The 15,868-nt window shown below is 72.6% G+C and carries 17 protein-coding genes; 4 read left to right on the top strand and 13 right to left on the bottom strand.

Features of this window, described 5'->3' with window-relative positions; translation table 11 throughout:
- Positions 1–151: 151 nt before the first annotated feature.
- The 9 genes from ABZ930_RS15945 to ABZ930_RS15905 all read right to left on the bottom strand — a co-directional run bounded on the left by ABZ930_RS15945 (position 152) and on the right by ABZ930_RS15905 (position 7,541).
- A complete protein-coding gene (locus tag ABZ930_RS15945) occupies positions 152–415 on the bottom strand; it encodes a GlsB/YeaQ/YmgE family stress response membrane protein (protein WP_361547635.1) in 264 nt (87 codons plus the stop codon).
- A 99-nt stretch (positions 416–514) separates the two neighbouring features.
- On the bottom strand, positions 515–1,018 hold the full coding sequence (locus ABZ930_RS15940) for a DUF6328 family protein (RefSeq protein ID WP_361547963.1): 504 nt from the start codon (positions 1,016–1,018) through the stop codon (positions 515–517).
- A 107-nt stretch (positions 1,019–1,125) separates the two neighbouring features.
- On the bottom strand, positions 1,126–1,797 hold the full coding sequence (locus ABZ930_RS15935) for an HAD family hydrolase (RefSeq protein WP_361547632.1): 672 nt from the start codon (positions 1,795–1,797) through the stop codon (positions 1,126–1,128).
- Positions 1,798–1,843: 46 nt separating this feature from the next.
- Positions 1,844–2,776: a non-homologous end-joining DNA ligase gene (gene ligD, locus ABZ930_RS15930; RefSeq protein WP_361547629.1), complete on the bottom strand. Its 933-nt coding sequence runs from the start codon at positions 2,774–2,776 to the stop codon at positions 1,844–1,846.
- A 20-nt stretch (positions 2,777–2,796) separates the two neighbouring features.
- Complete coding sequence (locus ABZ930_RS15925) at positions 2,797–3,444, bottom strand: endonuclease (protein WP_361547626.1); 648 nt, start codon at positions 3,442–3,444, stop codon at positions 2,797–2,799.
- A gap of 91 nt (positions 3,445–3,535) precedes the next feature.
- A complete protein-coding gene (locus tag ABZ930_RS15920) occupies positions 3,536–4,183 on the bottom strand; it encodes a DNA polymerase ligase N-terminal domain-containing protein (RefSeq protein ID WP_361547623.1) in 648 nt (215 codons plus the stop codon).
- Positions 4,184–4,213: 30 nt separating this feature from the next.
- Positions 4,214–5,203, bottom strand: a complete 990-nt coding sequence (locus ABZ930_RS15915) for an SDR family oxidoreductase (protein ID WP_361547620.1) — start codon at positions 5,201–5,203, stop codon at positions 4,214–4,216.
- Between the two features lie 155 nt (positions 5,204–5,358).
- Entirely contained in the window at positions 5,359–6,837 is a 1,479-nt protein-coding gene (locus tag ABZ930_RS15910; RefSeq protein WP_361547617.1) for a HAMP domain-containing sensor histidine kinase, read from the bottom strand.
- On the bottom strand, positions 6,834–7,541 hold the full coding sequence (locus tag ABZ930_RS15905) for a response regulator transcription factor (protein WP_361547614.1): 708 nt from the start codon (positions 7,539–7,541) through the stop codon (positions 6,834–6,836). The genes ABZ930_RS15910 and ABZ930_RS15905 overlap by 4 nt, the downstream gene beginning before the upstream one ends.
- 153 nt (positions 7,542–7,694) lie before the next feature.
- Here ABZ930_RS15905 and ABZ930_RS15900 point away from each other — a divergent pair, with 153 nt between their 5' ends.
- From ABZ930_RS15900 to ABZ930_RS15890, 3 genes are read left to right on the top strand one after another with little or no spacing between them, the layout of a single operon-like run.
- Complete coding sequence (locus tag ABZ930_RS15900) at positions 7,695–9,032, top strand: ferredoxin reductase family protein (RefSeq protein WP_361547611.1); 1,338 nt, start codon at positions 7,695–7,697, stop codon at positions 9,030–9,032.
- Between the two features lie 18 nt (positions 9,033–9,050).
- Positions 9,051–9,479, top strand: coding sequence for an FMN-binding protein (locus ABZ930_RS15895; protein WP_361547608.1), 429 nt, complete (start codon positions 9,051–9,053; stop codon positions 9,477–9,479).
- Between the two features lie 2 nt (positions 9,480–9,481).
- A complete protein-coding gene (locus ABZ930_RS15890; protein ID WP_361547605.1) occupies positions 9,482–10,201 on the top strand; it encodes an FAD:protein FMN transferase in 720 nt (239 codons plus the stop codon).
- A gap of 373 nt (positions 10,202–10,574) precedes the next feature.
- Here ABZ930_RS15890 and ABZ930_RS15885 read toward each other — a convergent pair whose 3' ends face one another.
- From ABZ930_RS15885 to ABZ930_RS15870, 4 genes are all read right to left on the bottom strand, one after another.
- Entirely contained in the window at positions 10,575–11,042 is a 468-nt protein-coding gene (locus ABZ930_RS15885; protein ID WP_361547602.1) for a hypothetical protein, read from the bottom strand.
- Positions 11,043–11,087: 45 nt separating this feature from the next.
- On the bottom strand, positions 11,088–11,660 hold the full coding sequence (locus tag ABZ930_RS15880) for a VOC family protein (RefSeq protein ID WP_361547600.1): 573 nt from the start codon (positions 11,658–11,660) through the stop codon (positions 11,088–11,090).
- A 73-nt stretch (positions 11,661–11,733) separates the two neighbouring features.
- Positions 11,734–12,582, bottom strand: coding sequence for a fumarylacetoacetate hydrolase family protein (locus tag ABZ930_RS15875; RefSeq protein ID WP_361547597.1), 849 nt, complete (start codon positions 12,580–12,582; stop codon positions 11,734–11,736).
- Between the two features lie 186 nt (positions 12,583–12,768).
- Positions 12,769–13,251, bottom strand: a complete 483-nt coding sequence (locus tag ABZ930_RS15870; RefSeq protein ID WP_361547595.1) for an Lrp/AsnC family transcriptional regulator — start codon at positions 13,249–13,251, stop codon at positions 12,769–12,771.
- Positions 13,252–13,452: 201 nt separating this feature from the next.
- Between ABZ930_RS15870 and ABZ930_RS15865 the strand changes: the two genes are divergently transcribed.
- The gene (locus ABZ930_RS15865) at positions 13,453–15,771 is read left to right on the top strand and encodes a pyruvate dehydrogenase (protein WP_361547593.1); all 2,319 of its coding nucleotides are present in this window, start codon (positions 13,453–13,455) and stop codon (positions 15,769–15,771) included.
- The last annotated feature ends 97 nt before the right edge of the window (positions 15,772–15,868 follow it).

Below are 15,868 nucleotides of genomic sequence, written 5' to 3'. Positions count from 1 at the left end.
GGATCGCCCCCTCGGGGCAGTGCGTCCACACGTCGTCCCGCTTGCGGGGGCGCGCCCGGCGGGCTGGCCGACCTTCTTGCCGCGCTCTTCGTGCCCGACACCGCAGGACCGCACGGGGTCGGGCACGAGACAGGTGGGGGAGCGGAGCCGGTCAGCGGCGGCCCTTGAGCTGTTCGACGCCGGCGACACCGACCGCGGCGAGCGCGATCTGGATGACGAGTTCGATCCAGTCGATGCCCTTGGTGTCGGCGACCCCGAAGGCGCCGGCGATGGCCGTTCCGACGAGAGCGGCGACGATGCCGACCAGGATCGTCCACAGAATGCCGATGTGCTGGCGGCCGGGAAGGGCCAGACGGCCCAGCAGGCCGATCACGATGCCTATCACGATCGCGGTGATGATGCCCGAGATCTCCATGAGCGGGTCCCTCTCGCCGGTGCGACGGGTTGTCGGAGTACGAGTTCCCCGACCGCGGGCGGGCAGTCGTGCTTCATAGCCCCCGTGTTCCAACTGGCTTCAGGAGAGGCCCTGTTGGCGTCGTGCGGAGCGCTTCTTGAGCCATGCGGGCAGGGCGTACCAGCAGAGTGCGAACCACAGGAGGATCCCGCCCGCGAGGACCTCGGCGAGCAGATCGGGCAGCACCACGTGCAGGATCAGCAGCACGGTGCAGCTGATGGTCAGCGCGAGCAGGACCAGCCCCGTGACCATCAGGCGCCCGGCGACCTTGACCATGTCGTCCTTCAACTGCTGCCCCGTCAGCAGCCGGTGCAGCGAGACCGGTGCGATGAGGGCGCCGGTCGCGGCGGCTCCGAGAATCACGGTCACCACGTAGACGGTGGTGTCGAACGCCCCGAGGTCTCCGAAGCGGGGCGTGAAAGCGACGCTCAGCAGAAAGCCGAAGAGGATCTGCACCCCGGTCTGCGCGACGCGCGTCTCCTGGAGGATCTCGGCCCAGCGCCGGTTGGCCCGCTCGTGGGCCTCTTCACGGCTCCGGTCCTGGATCGTGGCCGGTCTGGACATCTCTTCCGTACTCATGGGCGACCTCCCTCGTACAGGGCGGTTGCCCGCGGACCCGCCGTATAGGCCTGGCGCCCCGGCGGCCACGGCCGCGCCGGAAGCCCGGGACGTCACCCCCGCGTGTCCGCGAACGGGCTGTGGTCGATCCGCGCCAACAGGTCCGCCGTGTCCGCGTACACCTGCGCGGCGCCCGCCTCCTCCAGCGCGGCCCGGCTCACTCCGCCGCTGAGCAGCGCCACCGGCGTGACACCGGCCCGGCGGGCCGCGCGCATGTCCCAGACGGAGTCGCCCACGAAGACGCTCTCCCCGGCCCGTGCGTCCGCCAGGCTCAACGCGTGCTCGACCGGGTCGGGAGCCGGCTTGCCCGCGCGCACGTCGTCTGCGCTCGCGATCGCGGTGATGACGTCGTCCGCGTCGATCGCGCCGCGCAGCGCGCCGAGTTCGGAGCCCCCGGCGGACGTGGCCAGGACGACGGCCCATCCTTCGCCGTGCAGCCGCCGGAGCAGGTCCGCGGCTCCCTCGAAGGGCGCGAGACGTTCGTGCCAGGCGCCGTACAGGGCCTTGTGGCCCGCGCTGATGTGCGCGTCCTGATCCTGATCGTGCCCCTTGCCGAGCAGATGCTCCAGGAGGTCGCTTCCGCCGAGGCCGACGGCGCCGTGGACCGAGGCCATCGGCACCGGGTGCCCCGCCTGCCGCAGCGCCTCCCACCAGCACACCGTGTGCAGGTAGTTGGTGTCGACGAGCGTTCCGTCCACGTCGAACACTGCCGCTCGTGCGTTCATCGGGGGTTCCTTTCACGGGTGTGTTCGGTGCGGGTTCCGGTGCCGGTCACCCCTGCTCGTCCCGCAGCCGTCGCAGGGCGTCACGGGCGGGTCCCAGCGCCCGCCCCCTGCGCGCCAGGTCGCCCCAGGGACGGGTGCGGGCCTGGGCGAGGGCGTTGTCGATGGTCCAGCTCCGCGCCGTGAGCGCCGGGTCGTCGAGCTGGTCCCAGGCGATCGGCGTGGCCACGGGGGCGCCGGGCCTCGCCCGCACCGTGTACGGCGCGACGGCTGTCTGGGCGTAGGCGTTGCGCTGCACGTCGAGGTACAGCCGATCGCCCCGGTCCTCCTTGCGCACGGCGGTGGTGAGCCGGTCCGGGTGGGCCGCGGCCAGGGCGCCGGCCGCCTCCTTGGCGAAATCGTGGACGTCGTCGAAGGTGTGCCGGCCCTTGAGGACCGCGACGACGTGCAGTCCGCGCGAGCCCGTGGTCATCGCCCCGGAGGAGAGGCCGATGTCCTCGAAGAGTTCCCGCACCTGGCGGGCGGCCGCCCGGACGGCCTCGAAGTCGTCGTCCCCGGACGGGTCGAGGTCGAACACCACACGGTCCGGGTGCCGGACGGCCGGGGCCCGGGACTGCCAGCGGTGCAGCGTGACCGCCGCCTGGTCGGCGAGGTACACCAGCGTCGCCGTGTCGTCGCAGACCGGGTGCACGACGGTGCCGTCCTCCTTCGGCACCGTCACGCGCCGGATCCACTCGGGGAAGTACGCGGGGGTGTTCTTCTGCATGATGCGGGAGCCGTCGAGGCCGTCGGGGAGACGCTCCAGCATCAAGGGGCGTCCGCGCAGATGGGGGAGCATGAACGGGGCGATCTCCCGGTAGTACCCCACGAGATCCCCCTTGGTGATCGCGTCTGAGCTCCCGACCGCGGGCAGCAGCGTCTTGTCCTGCCGATGCAGGGTCAGCGTGTGGCGGCCGACCCGCAGCGACTGTGTTCGGGGCATCGGAACAGCACTTCCTTTCGTCAGCCGGCCCGGGCCAGGCAGTCGTCCACCACCCGCTGGTCCAGGGCCGCGCGTACGAGCGCCGCCGCCAGCGTCGCCCGGGAGGCGCTTCCCGCGAGACGGGTGAGGGCGGCGGGGCTTTCCGGCAGGCCGAGGCGGTCGGCGCCCTGAAGGGCCTTCGCGTCCAGGAAGGGCGCGTACTCGGGCCACACGTCCTGCACCTCGCGCAGGAAGATGTCGGCACCGGCCGGACCGAGGCCCGGTGTGCGGCGCAGCAGGGCACGCAGTTCGTCGACGTCCCCGTCCGCCCGCGCGCGCACCGTCCGCAGGTCTCCGCCGAAGTCGTCCAGCAACAGCCTCGCTCCGTCGCCGAGCTGGGTGGCCGTGCGCTCGTCGTAGCGGCGGTAGCCGCCCTCGCCGAGGGCGTCGACGCGTTGCTGCCACGTCGCGTCCGCCATGGGGCGGGGGCCGCGCAGCCCGGCGTCGTACAGGGCCCGCGCGGCCGCGACCGCGATCGAGGCCCGGATCCTGGCGCTGAGCAGGATCGCGAGCACGAGGGTCCGGTACAGCGGCTGCGGTGTGTCCCGCAACCGGATGCCCGCTTCCGCCGCGTAGGTCCGGCCGTGCTCGCGCAGCAACGCCCGCATCATGTCCTTCTGCCCGGTCATGTCCGCACCCGCTCCCTGACCACGTCGGTCGGTTTCCCGTCGTCGCGCGGCCACTCCGAGAACGCGCCCTGCGCCACCAGGGTCGGGCCTGTCATCGCGGTCCGCCTCTCTCCGCCTCGGCCACCTGGCGCAGGGTCCGCCCGCTGCGGGCCGATCGGGCGCGCCGCGGGTCGGGGGTGCCGCCGGTGCGGTGTCCGGAACCGGTGCGCACCAGCAGCCAGGTCGGTTTCGCGGAGGCCTTGCCGGACTTCTCCTCGCGGCTGTGGAAGCGGGTGAGGGCGTACTGGCCGTGCAGTTTGCCGCCGTGCAGTTCGAACGTGGCGTGCCCGTCGGCGAGGGCCTGTCCGAAGGGCACCGGACGGTCGTGCCTGTCGTGGCTGGTGGGCCGGTACGTTCCGCTGTCCCAGACGATCACGGTGCCGCCGCCGTACTCGCCCTCCGCGATCACCCCCTCGAAATCCCGGTACGACAGGGGGTGGTCCTCGGTCGGGATGGCGAGTCTCTTGTCCTGCGGATCGGCGGACGGCCCCTTGGGGACGGACCAGGACTTGAGCACGCCGTCGACCTCCAGACGGAAGTCGAAGTGCAGGGTGCTCGCGTCGTGGATCTGGACGACGAACACGGGCCGCTCGTCCGCGTCGGCCGAACGTTTCGGCGGATCGGTCTCGCTGTGCGGCTCCTTCGTGCGGTGGAAGTTCCGCTTGTCGTGATAGGCCCGCAGGCCGTCCTTCTCGCTCACGGCGACCTCCCTCGTTCGGACCGCGGACGCTCAGGAACCGGTGCGGGGCCCGGGTTCCTGCTGGTTGGCCTCGCGTACCGCGCGGTCGTTGCGTGCGCTGCCCCAGGCCCGGATCCGCCGGGCGACCGGATGGCGGGGCTCGCCGGCCTCGGCACCCTGGCGCAGCGGCCCCCGGCCGGACGCGGACGGCAGAAGGCGCGCGGCGACGCCGCTCAGGCGGGTGGTGAGGCCGGGAGCGACACCGTGCGCGAGCTGCGCCGCCTTGGCCGGTGCGGTGAGCACCAGGCGGGCCCGTCGCTGGATCACCGCGTCCACGATCCTGCGGGCCGCCCGGTCGGCGTCCATGGACAGCAGCGGAGCGCCCGCGGCGGTGCTGAACCAGCCGAACTCGGCACTCGTGTCCCCGCCGAACTCCGCCTGCCGGTGCGAGCCGGTCCGCATGAGCCCGGGGTGGACGGTGGTGACGCTCACGCCCGTGGCCGCCGTCTCGGCGTGCAGTCCCTCGGCGAGCGCGCCGACCGCGGCCTTGGCGCACGAGTACGGCAGCAGGTGGGGCACCCCGAGCAGACCGCCGACGGAGCCGATCAGGCCGAGGCGTCCGCGGCTCTCGCGCAGATACGGCAGCGCTTCGAGGGACGTGTGCAGGGCTCCGTAGAACATCGTGTCCATGGCGTCGGTGAATTCCGCGGAGCCGACCGCCTCGACGGGCGCGACCTGGATGACCCCGGCGTTGGCGACCACGATGTCCAGGCCGTCGCGCTCATGGGCCCCGCGCATCATCTCGGCGACGGCGGCCCGGTCGCGTACATCGCACACCGCCACGTGCACGGTGGCGCCGGTCTCCTCGCGCAGCCGCGCCGCCGCGCGCTCCAGCTCGGCAGCGTCCCGCGCGGCGATGGTCACGGTGCATCCGCGCTCGGCCAGGTGCCGGGCGATGAACAGGCCCAGCCCCCTGGAGCCGCCGGTGACCAGGGCCCCTGGTCCCTTGGCCCGGAGCGGTAGGCGGGTGCGGTGGATCATCTCGTCGCCTTTCAGCAGGTGAACCCGGGCCGCCGCGCACCGGCGGCCGGGCCCCGGGTGCCCGCGAGCCGCTGACCGTAACGTCCTGCCTTGGCATTGTTTGGCCCGGATCAGGGGACGATGCCGTCGCTTCCCTGTGAGACTCCCTCCCGACCCTACGAACAGAGATCACCCATCGCACCCCGAGCGTGACGAGCGTCGCGCAGCGGCAGCGTCACCGTGAAACGCGTCGCGCCCGGCCGGCTGTCGAGGGTGATCGAGCCGCCGTGGGCGTCCACCAGGGAGCGGGCGACCGACAGGCCCAGGCCGCTGCCGCCGCTGTCCCGGGTACGGGCCTTGTCGACGCGGTAGAAGCGGTCGAAGACCTTCGGCAGGTCGACCGGCGGGATGCCGGGTCCGGCATCCTCGATCCGCACCACGGCCGCGCCCCGCTCCCGCGCCACCTCCACCGCGACGGGCGTTCCGGCCGGTGTGTGCACGGCCGCGTTCGTGAGGAGGTTGTCCAGGACCTGCCGCACGCGGTGCGGATCCATGAGCAGCACCACCGGATCCGGCGGCGGGGCGAGCGTGAGGGGACGGTCGGGGTGGCCCGCCCGGAAGGCCGCCACCGCGTCCTCGACCACCTGCGCGAGGTCCGCCTCCTGAGGCCTGAGCGGCGCGTCCACCTCGGCCGCGTCCAGCCGGGCGAGCAGCAGCAGGTCGTCCAGGAGCACTCCCATCCGGGCGGCCTCGGCGCGCAGTCGCGCCAGGTGCTTGTCGCGTTCGCCGGGCGCGTTGGCGGCGGCGTACTGGAAGAGGTCCGCGTAGCCACGGACCGACATCAGCGGGGTGCGCAGTTCGTGCGAGGCGTCGGCGACGAAGCGGCGCAGGCGCCGCTCGGCCTCCGCGCGGACCGCGAGGGAGTCGTCGATGTGCTCCAGCATCGTGTTGAAGGCCGTGCGCAGCTCCTCGACCTCCGGGCCGCCGCCCCGCTCGTCCGCGCGGATCGGCAGCCGGGCCGCCGACTCGGTCAGGTCGTGCGAGGCGATGCCGTGCGCCGTGTGCGCCATGTCGCTCAGCGGGTTCAGACCCCGGCGCAGCATCCGCCGGCCGCACTCCACGAGGACGGCGAGCGCGAGGGCGAAGGCGACGACCTGGAACCCGATCAGCCGCCCCATCGTGTCGTCCACGTCGTCCGTCGGCGCGGCGCTGACCAGGACCACACCGGGCTTCACCGCACACGCCCGCAGCCGGTACTCGCCCTTGTCCGCGAGATGCACGGTCCGCAGCACCTCGGTGCCCGCGGACGACTGCCGCTCGGCCAGCGAGGCGAAGGGCGCGATGTCCCGGGGCAGGTCACTCGACTCCTCCGGCGAGCGCAGCTCCGGGCTGCCGCCCGAGACGTCGTAGACGGCGTAGTACCAGCGGTAGTACTTCTTGCCCTGGAGCGTGCCCGTCTCGGCGATGCTCTTCGACTGGGCGACCTGGGCGAGACCGAGCTGATCGTCGAGCTGGTGCGTCAGATAGTCCCGCATGTACGTGGTCAGCGCCGCGCCGACCACGGCGAACACCACCAGGGACAGCGCGCCGAGCCCCAGCGCGAGGCGGGTGCCCAGCCGCAGCCGCCGGAACGCCCGGCGCAGTCTGCCGATCACGCGCCGCACTCGGGTGCCTGCCGGATCACGTAACCGAAGCCCCGCACCGTCTGGATCAGCGGCACGCCCGTGCCGCCCGTGTCGTCCAGCTTGCGGCGCAGACGGCTGACGACCAGCTCCACGACGTTCGACCGGCCCCCGAAGCCGTACTCCCACACGTGGTCGAGGATCTGCGCCTTCGTCATGACGGTCGGAGACTTGCGCATCAGGAAGCGCAGCACCTCGTACTCGGTGGGGGTGAGGGTGAGCGTCTTCGCGCCGTGGCGGACCTCGTGCGTGTCCTCGTCCATCGACAGCTCACCGACCCGCAGCACGGACCGCTGGAAGTTCGGTCCCGCGCTGCGCCGGAGGACGGTGCGCAGCCGCGCCATCAGCTCCTCCACCGCGAACGGCTTGACCAGATAGTCGTCGCCGCCCCGGGTCAGCCCCGCCACCCGGTCGGCGACGCCGTCCCGCGCGGTGAGGAAGACCACCGGCACCATCGTGCCCGAGCCGCGCAGCCGCTCCATGACGCCGAAGCCGTCGATGCCCGGCAGCATCAGGTCGAGCACCACGATGTCCGGGGCGAACTCGCCGGCCAGCCGGAGCGCGTCCTCCCCGGTGTTCGCGGTGACGGCGTCCCAGCCCTCGTAACGGGCGACGGTCGCGACGAGGTCGGCTATCGGCGGGTCGTCGTCCACGACCAGGAGGCGCACTTTTTCCACCCCGTCATAGTGCGTCACCGCGCAGGCCGAACCATGTGCTCCGGCTCACACAGGAGGCACATTGATAGGGACTTGTCAGCAGTCCGACAGGTTGTCGACAGCTTCCGCCGGTGAACCTGGAGTCCCATCACCTGATCAAGGAGCTGCCGTCCCGTGACGACCGTCCCATCAGCCCCTGCGCCCTCGGCGGCGATACGCCCCAGGGCGGTGGCGCGCACGGGTCTGTACGCGGTGCTCGCCGCGAACGCGGCCGTGGTCGCCCTCTTCTTCGTCCAGGCGGGCTTCGCCTCCAACGCCCTGATCGTCCTCGGCCGACTGGCCGGTCTGTACGGCGCGCTGGTCATGGCCTTCCAGCTCGTCCTCGTCGCGCGCCTGCCCTGGCTGGACCGCCGCATCGGCATGGACCGGCTGACCGGCTGGCACCGCTGGACCGGCTTCGCCCTCCTGTGGACGCTGCTCGCGCACGTCGTCTTCATCGCCTTCGGCTACGCCGACGGCGCGGGAGTGGGCCCGATCACCGAGATCGTCGACCTGGCGCGGACCACCGAAGGCGTTCTGCGCGCGGTCGTCGCGCTCGGCCTCATCCTCGTCGTCGGCGCGGTCTCCGCCCGCTTCGCCCGCCGCCGTCTCGCCTACGAGACCTGGCACTTCATCCACCTGTACGCCTATGTCGCCGTGGTGCTGGCCTTCACGCACCAGGTCGCGGTCGGCACGTCGTTCACCTCGTCGTCCGTCGCGACGGCGTACTGGTACGCGCTGTGGGGCGCGGCCCTGGGCTCGGTCCTCCTCGGCCGGGTCGTCCTGCCGCTGTGGCGCAACCAGCGGCACCGGTTCCGGGTCTCGGCGGTCGTCCCCGAGTCCGACAACGTGGTCTCGATCCACATCACCGGCCGCGACCTCGACAGACTTCCCGCGCAGGCGGGCCAGTTCTTCCTGTGGCGGTTCCTCACCAAGGACCGCTGGTGGCAGGCGAACCCCTTCTCCCTGTCCGCCGCCCCCGACGGCCGCGGCCTGCGCCTGACCGCCAAGGCCGCCGGCGAGGGCAGCGCGGCCCTGCGCCATCTGAAGGTCGGCACGCGCGTCTTCGCCGAGGGCCCCTACGGCGCCTTCACCACCCTGCACCGCACGCGCGCCGAGTCGGTCCTCATCGCGGGCGGCGTCGGCGTCACCCCGATCCGCGCGCTCCTGGAGGAGCTGGACGGCCACGCGGTCGTCATCCACCGGGTCGCCTCCGAGCGCGACGCCGTCCTCCACGACGAACTGCGCGACCTCGCCCTCGCCAAGGGCGCCGAGCTGCACCTGGTGACCGGCCCGCCCGTTCCCGACCGGCTGGCACCGCGCGAACTGGCCGCGCTGGTACCGGACATCGCCGACCGGGACGTGTTCCTGTGCGGGCCGCCGCCGATGATGACCGCGGTGCTCCGCACACTGGGCGACCTCGGCGTCCCCAAGCAGCAGATCCATTTCGAGCGCTTCAGCCTGGCCGGCTGAGGGAGACGAGGACTACACGTGAAGCGAGCCGTACCCGTCGTGGCCTTCAGCATCGTGGGCCTGATCTCCGTCTGGCGCTACGAGCCGTCCTTCGGCTCCACCGAAGCCACCGCCGAGCCGACCCCGACCGCGTCCTCCTCACCCTCCGCCTCCGAGGACTCCTCGGGCGCTAAGGGATCCGCCTCCACCGAGGAGGTCAAGGGCACGACCGTCATGACGGAGAAGGGCCCGGTGGAGGTCCAGGTGACCTTCACGGGCGACAGGATCACCGCCGTGAAGATGCTGCAGCAGCCGAATCATCCGCAGACCGAGGCGGCGGTTCCGCAACTGGTCGCGGCGACCCTGGAGGCGCAGAGCGCGGACGTCGACACGGTCACCGGCGCGACGATCACCAGCGACGCCTACAAGGAGTCCCTCCAGGCCGCCCTCGACGCGAAGGGCGCCTGACGGTGCGCCGGGTCGAACATGTCATGGGGTTCCCCGTCTCGCTGCGCGTCGACGACGAGGACGTACCGGAGCGGGCCGGGGACGCGGTCTTCGCCTGGCTGCGCGAGGTCGACGAGCGGTTCAGCCCCTTCAAGCCGGACAGCGAGGTGTCCCGGCACGGCCGCGGCGAGCTGGAGCGGCACGAGCTGAGCGCCGACCTCGTGGAGGTGCTCGACCTGTGTGAGCAGTACCGCCTGGCCACGGACGGCGCGTTCGACGTACGGCTGCCGGGACGCGCCTTCGACCCGTGCGCGGTGGTCAAGGGCTGGTCGGTGCAGCGCGCCGCCGAAGGGTTGAGGGCATCCGGCGTGCGCCGGTTCTGCCTCAACGCCGGCGGTGACGTGGTCGCCTCCGGAGGACCCTGGCGGGTGGGGGTACGTCACCCGGAACGGGCCGACCAACTGTGCGCCACCCTGGAGTTGACCGACGGCGCGGTCGCCACCTCCGCACGGTACGAGCGCGGCGACCACATCATCGACGGCCGCACGGGCCGCCCGGCGACGGACCTGCTCAGCCTGACCGTCACCGCCCCCACCCTCACCGAGGCGGACGCGGTCGCCACCGCGGCCTTCGCGATGGGCGCCGCGGGCGTCGAGTGGGCCGCGTCCCTGGAGGGCTGCGAGGTGTTCGCGGTGGACGCGGCGGGACGGGTACTGCGGACTGCCGGACTGGCTCACTGCTGAGCGCCGTGACCTGCGGCAGTTGGAGGTCGGGGCGGGGAGTCACGAGGCGGTCGGTGCGGTGCCCGTCGCGGACATCCAGATCGGCGGGGAGGAGTAGAGGAACCGGCCCTTGCCCAGGGGGACTGCTCCTCGACGTGACCACGCCACAGGAGTACGCCGTGGCGCCGCTGGGGTCGGCAGCGCGACGGCGACGGCGAAGGCTCCGTGGAAGCCGGGCGCAGCGAGTCGCGCTCAGTGGGGAGTATCGCCGGTGGAGCCGCCGGAGGCACGGGTGCCGACAAGGCATGCCGTCATGGGGCATCGCCTTCGCCGCCGACCACGTGAGCGCGCGGCTCGGACACCGGCCGACTGCTCCGGACCTCGAACGCGGTGGTCAAACGGAGAGTGGGTACGGGGCGGCGCCGGCCAGTCGTTCGTACGCGCGGCGCACGGCCGGCACCAGGCGAGCGGCGGCCTCCGGGTCGGCCTGCTCCCCGGCCAGGCGCAGGATGCCGCCGCTGCGCCGGTCCGCCGGTACGTGCTCGCCGCGCGCCGTGACCAGCGCGTGGAAGTGCGGGTGGTTCTCGCCGAAGACCATCAGGTACGTGGCGGGCGCCCCGGTCACCTCCGTCACCGCCGCCACCAGATCGCGGGCCCGGCGGGCGAACGTCGCGAGTTCGGCCTCGTCGAGCCCCGTGATGCGCTCGGCGTGGCGACGCACCCGCAGCACGAACCAGCCGGGAACGTCGTAGCCGCGTACCGTCTCTGCCGACCACAGGGGATCGCGGAAGACGACGGCACTCTCGTCGTTCTGTTCCAGGCCGCACATGAAGCAGCCTGTGGTGTCGCTGGACGCGCTCAAGGATTCTCCTCGACGAGGGGTGCGGGACCGGGGCGACGGCGGGGTTCAGACCGCGCCGGTCAGCACCAGCATCGGATCGGGCTGGGGTGTCTCGAGGGCCCAGGACCGGCCGGTCAGGTCCTCCACGGCGGCGCCGGAGCGGCGGGCGGCCAGCATCAACTCGGGGTCGAAGGCCGGACCGACGGCGTCCTCGCTGTATTCGGAACCGCGCATGTAGCCGGTGGCGTCGTCCGGGTCGGCGAAATTGTCGATCTGCATCTCGACGAAACTGCCGTCGGGATCCTGGTAGTACATCGACGTCGTGACGCCGTGGGCGATGCACACCGCCGGGGTGACGCCCTTGTCGCGCAGCAGTTCGTAGCGCGCGAGGAGGTCGTCGAGGTGGCCGAACGTGTAGGCGACGTGGTGGACCGCGGCCGTCGTCGGCGTCTTGCGCTCCAGCGCGACCGGCGGCGTGAGCAGGGCGACCCGGTGGTGCTCCTCGTCGTAGGTGATGAAGCACAGGCTGTCGTTTTGGAACACCACGTGCCCGTCCAGGACGGCGCAGTACCAGTCCCGCATCGCGGTGGGATTGCTGGTCTGGAAGACGACGTGGGCGAACTTCGGTGTGGCGGTCATCCGGTCCTCCTCGATCGAAACCCGCGGGCGTGCGCCGGCGGGGATGACATGGCGGCGTGGGCCGCCCGTGGTGTCAGGCCTGTGCGACGAAGCGCTGGCGGAGTTCGCCGATGCCCTCGATGGTGCTGACCAGTTCGTCGCCGGGGGCGAGCCAGCGCTGTGGGTCGCGGCCCAGGCCGACACCGGCCGGCGTCCCGGTGAAGACGACGTCTCCGGGCAGCAGCGGGATCACCGCGGACAGCCGGGCGATGAGCTCGGGAACGGAGAAGATCAGATCGCCGGTGCGGCCCTTCTGCATCTCCTCGCCGTTCACGGTGCAGCGCAGCCCCAGGTCGTCGCGGTCGTCGAACGCGTCGGGGGTGACCAGCCACGGGCCGGTCGGGGCGAACCCGGGAAAGGACTTGCCGAGGCTGAACTGGGGTGAGGGGCCTTCGAGTTGCGTGATGCGCTCGGAGATGTCCTGGCCCACGGTCAGTCCGGCCACGTGGTCCCAGGCGCTGTCGGCCGTGATGTGGTGGGTGCGGGCGCCGATGACGGCGACGAGTTCGATCTCCCAGTCCGTGTGACCGCCGGGCGGCAGGATCACTTCGGTGACGGGGCCGGTGATGCTGGTGGCGAACTTGGTGAAGACCGGCGGCATGGTGTCGGGCAACGAGAACCCCGACTCCGCCGCGTGGTCGCGGTAGTTGAGGCCGGCGGCGACGACCTGCCGCGGCGCGGGCGCGGGCGCGCCCAGGTCGGCGGGGTCGAACGGGCTGCCCTCGGGCAGCCGGGCCCCGGCCGCCCATGTCCGGAACTCCTCCCAGTGGTCGTAGACGGCCTGCGGGTCCGCGGCGAAGCGGCCGTCACTGGCCCGCTCGACGTCGACGGCACGATCGTCCACGACGAGGACCAGGCGGCCGGAGAGGTTGGCGATACGCACGGGACTGCTCCTGTGTTCCTTCGGGAGGTGCCGACGAGGTCGTTCCTGCCGGCGGGTGATGTGTCGCGCGGGAAGCGGGAAGCGGGGCGGGAGACGCTCGGTCGGGCGGAGCCTCGTGGCGGTCTCGGTACCGAGCACAGTAGGGCGCTATATGTGATAACAGCAAGGCGTCGGGCCGACGAATCTTCAGGAACCGGTGGTGCGGCGGCGCAGCAGCGGAGCGATCCGGTACGGCACCAGACGGCGCATGACGAGCGCCGTGCTGGTGCGCTCCACCCCGGGTATGCCGAGGATGCGACCGGCCACGCGGTACAGGTCCTCGGCGTCGGACGCCACGACGTGGACCAGGAGGTCGGTCTCGCCGGACAGCCCGTCCACCTGCACCACTTCGGGGATCGCGGCCAGGGCTCGCGCCACCTCGCCGAGCCGGTGCTGGGCCGCTTGCGTGGTGACGTACGCGGCGAGCGGATAGCCGAGCGCCGCGGGGTCGACGCGCCGCTCGAACGAGTCCACGGCGCCGCTGCGGTCCAGTGCCGTCAGCCGGGCCTGCACGGTGTTGCGGCTCAGCCCGCTGGCCTCGGCGAGCGCCACCGTCGTGGACCGCGGGTGAGCGGTGAGCGCCAGCAGGAGGCGGGCGTCGGTCGGGTCGATCCGTTCGGAGTTGGGCACGGTGCGCACCTTCCGGGGCTGAGAAGCCGGGTGACTGGGCATTCTGCGTGATTTCCTGGCGGGTTCTTGTGTGCCGTCGTGACCTGGTGGTCTTCTCGGCCGCAGCCGATGCGGGGCGTCCGCCGCCGTGATAAGTCCCGTTTCACAGCCGGTCCCGCACCCGTACGCCGGATGTGCCGAGCGCGAGGAGACCTTTCCGTCATGACCACCGCACCAGCCGCCTCCGGGCGGACCACGGACGCCGCCCTCGGCGTGCTGCACGAGATCGAGGACCGCGTGCTGTGGCTGTCGAGCGCGATCGTGCACCACGCCAACCGGGTGCGTCCCAACCCGTCCGGCCTCAAGGTCGGCGGGCACCAGGCGTCGTGCGCGTCGATGGTGTCGATCATGACGACGCTGTGGTTCCGCCATCTGCGTCCCGAGGACAGGGTCTCCGTCAAGCCGCACGCCTCGCCGGTGCTGCACGCCCTCAACCATCTGCTCGGCGAGCTGGACGCCTCCCACCTGACCACCCTGCGCGCCTTCGGCGGCCTGCAGAGCTACCCGAGCCGGTCGAAGGACCCCGACCCGGTCGACTACTCCACCGGCTCGGTGGGCATCGGCGCCACGGCGACGATCTGGGGAGCGCTCGCCCGCCGGTACGCGGTCGGCGGCGTCCCCGCCGGACGGCAGTACGCGCTGGTGGGCGACGCGGAGCTGGACGAGGGGGCGGTGTGGGAGGCGGTGCTCGACCCGCAGGTCGCCGAACTCGGCGAACTCGTCTGGATCGTGGACCTCAACCGCCAGTCCCTGGACCGTGTCGTGCCGAACATCGCGGCGGGCCGCCTGCACGGCCTGTTCGCCGCGGCGGGCTGGCAGGTGCTCACCCTCAAGTACGGCACCCTGCTGGAGGAACTGTTCGCGCGCCCCGGCGGACAGGAGCTGCGCGAGCGCATCGACGCCATGTCCAACCCCGAGTACCAGCGGCTGCTGCGCTGCCCCGCCGCCGACCTGCGCGACCGCCTGCCCGGCACCGGCCCCGGCGCCCCGGCGATCACCCGGCTGCTCACGGACACCGACGACTCGACGCTGATGGCGGCCGTCCGCAACCTCGGCGGCCACGACCTCGCCGCCCTCGACGGCGCCCTGTCCGAGATCGACGACGACCGGCCCACGGTGATCTTCGCGTACACGGTGAAGGGACACGGCCTGCCCACCCAGGGGCATCCGCAGAACCACTCCTCCCTGCTGACGGAGGAACAGATGACGGAACTCGCCGACCGGGTCTGCGCGGACCCCGCCCGTCCCTGGCAGGGCTTCGCCCCGGACTCCGCGGCCGCTCGCCTCTGTACGGAGGCCGGGGAGCGGCTGCGCCGGGACGCCGTCGCCGAGGCGCTGCCCCCGGCGCTCCCGACGGACATCGGCCGCACGCCGACGGGCGTGGCGACGACGCAGGCCGCCCTGGGCCGCGTACTGCTCGACCTGACCCGCAGCGCACCCGAGGCCGCGCGGCGCGTGGTCACCGTCAGCCCCGACGTCAGCTCCTCCACGAACCTGGGCGGGTGGGTCAACAAGGTCGGCGTGTGGTCGCCCACCGAGCGCGTGGACTGGTTCGCCGACGACGCCGAGACCATCCTGCACTGGCGCGAGCGCCCGACCGGCCAGCACATCGAACTGGGCATCGCGGAGACCAACCTGGTCGGCCTCCTCGGCGAGCTGGGCGCCACCTGGAGCCGGTGGGGCCAACCGCTGCTCCCCATCGGGGTGTTGTACGACCCCTTCGTGCAACGCGCCCTGGAACCCTGGTCGTTCGGCATCTACGCGGGCGGGCAGTCGATCCTGGTCGGCACCCCGTCCGGGGTGACCCTCGCGCCCGAGGGCGGAGCGCATCAGTCGATCACCACACCGTCCCTCGGCCTTGAGCAGCCCGGCTGCACGACCTGGGAGCCGGCGTTCGCCCTCGACACCGAGTGGACGCTGCTGGCCGCGCTGTCCCGGCTCGGCCGGGCGGACGGCGGCTCCGCGTACCTGCGCCTGTCGACCCGGCCGGTGGACCAGGGGCTCGCCCGGGTGCCCGCCGACCCGGCGGCCCGGGAACGCAGGCGCCGTCAGGTCGTCGCCGGTGCCTATCCGCTGCTCCGCAGTCCCGGGGCCCGGGTCACCATCGCCGCCATGGGCGCCCTGGTGACCGAGGCGCTGGCCGCGGCCGAGCGCCTCCAGGGGCTCGGCGTCCCGGCCGACGTGGTGTGCGTGACCAGCCCGGGCCTGCTCTACCGGGCCCTCGACGCGCGGGCCGGGCACGGCGAGGCGGCCGACTGGATCCTGGACCAGGTCTTCCCGGCGGAACGCGCCACACCCCTGGTCACCGTCCTGGACGGACACCCGCACACCCTCGCCTTCCTGGCCACCCTGCACCGTGTGCCGGCCCGCAGGCTGGGGGTGACCCGTTTCGGTCAGTCGGGTTCTCTGGAGGAGGTCTACCGCCATCACGGCATCGACACCGACGGCATCGTCGCCGCGGCCCTCGACCTGACCCAGTGACGCACCGTCGGGGGGGGGGCGGCGGGGGGGGGGCCCCCCCCGCCCCCCCCCCACACCCGGGGCGGAGCCCCCCCCCCCCCCCCCCCACCCCCCCCCA

Origin of the sequence: Streptomyces sp. NPDC046716, assembly GCF_040645755.1 — a bacterium.
Classification (GTDB): Bacteria; Actinomycetota; Actinomycetes; order Streptomycetales; family Streptomycetaceae; genus Streptomyces.
The sequence above is the reverse complement of the archived record's forward strand: the minus strand, read 5'-3'. Positions and strand labels throughout refer to the sequence as shown.

What these genes read in the sequence shown, in the direction of transcription:
- ABZ930_RS15915 (WP_361547620.1), bottom strand. Translation starts at nt 5,203, where the DNA reads ATGATCCACCGCACCCGCCTACCGCTCCGGGCCAAGGGACCAGGGGCC.
- ABZ930_RS15865 (WP_361547593.1), top strand. Translation starts at nt 13,453, where the DNA reads ATGACCACCGCACCAGCCGCCTCCGGGCGGACCACGGACGCCGCCCTC.
- ABZ930_RS15940 (WP_361547963.1), bottom strand. Translation starts at nt 1,018, where the DNA reads ATGTCCAGACCGGCCACGATCCAGGACCGGAGCCGTGAAGAGGCCCAC.
- ABZ930_RS15935 (WP_361547632.1), bottom strand. Translation starts at nt 1,797, where the DNA reads ATGAACGCACGAGCGGCAGTGTTCGACGTGGACGGAACGCTCGTCGAC.
- ABZ930_RS15880 (WP_361547600.1), bottom strand. Translation starts at nt 11,660, where the DNA reads ATGACCGCCACACCGAAGTTCGCCCACGTCGTCTTCCAGACCAGCAAT.
- ABZ930_RS15925 (WP_361547626.1), bottom strand. Translation starts at nt 3,444, where the DNA reads ATGACCGGGCAGAAGGACATGATGCGGGCGTTGCTGCGCGAGCACGGC.
- ABZ930_RS15945 (WP_361547635.1), bottom strand. Translation starts at nt 415, where the DNA reads ATGGAGATCTCGGGCATCATCACCGCGATCGTGATAGGCATCGTGATC.
- ligD (WP_361547629.1), bottom strand. Translation starts at nt 2,776, where the DNA reads ATGCCCCGAACACAGTCGCTGCGGGTCGGCCGCCACACGCTGACCCTG.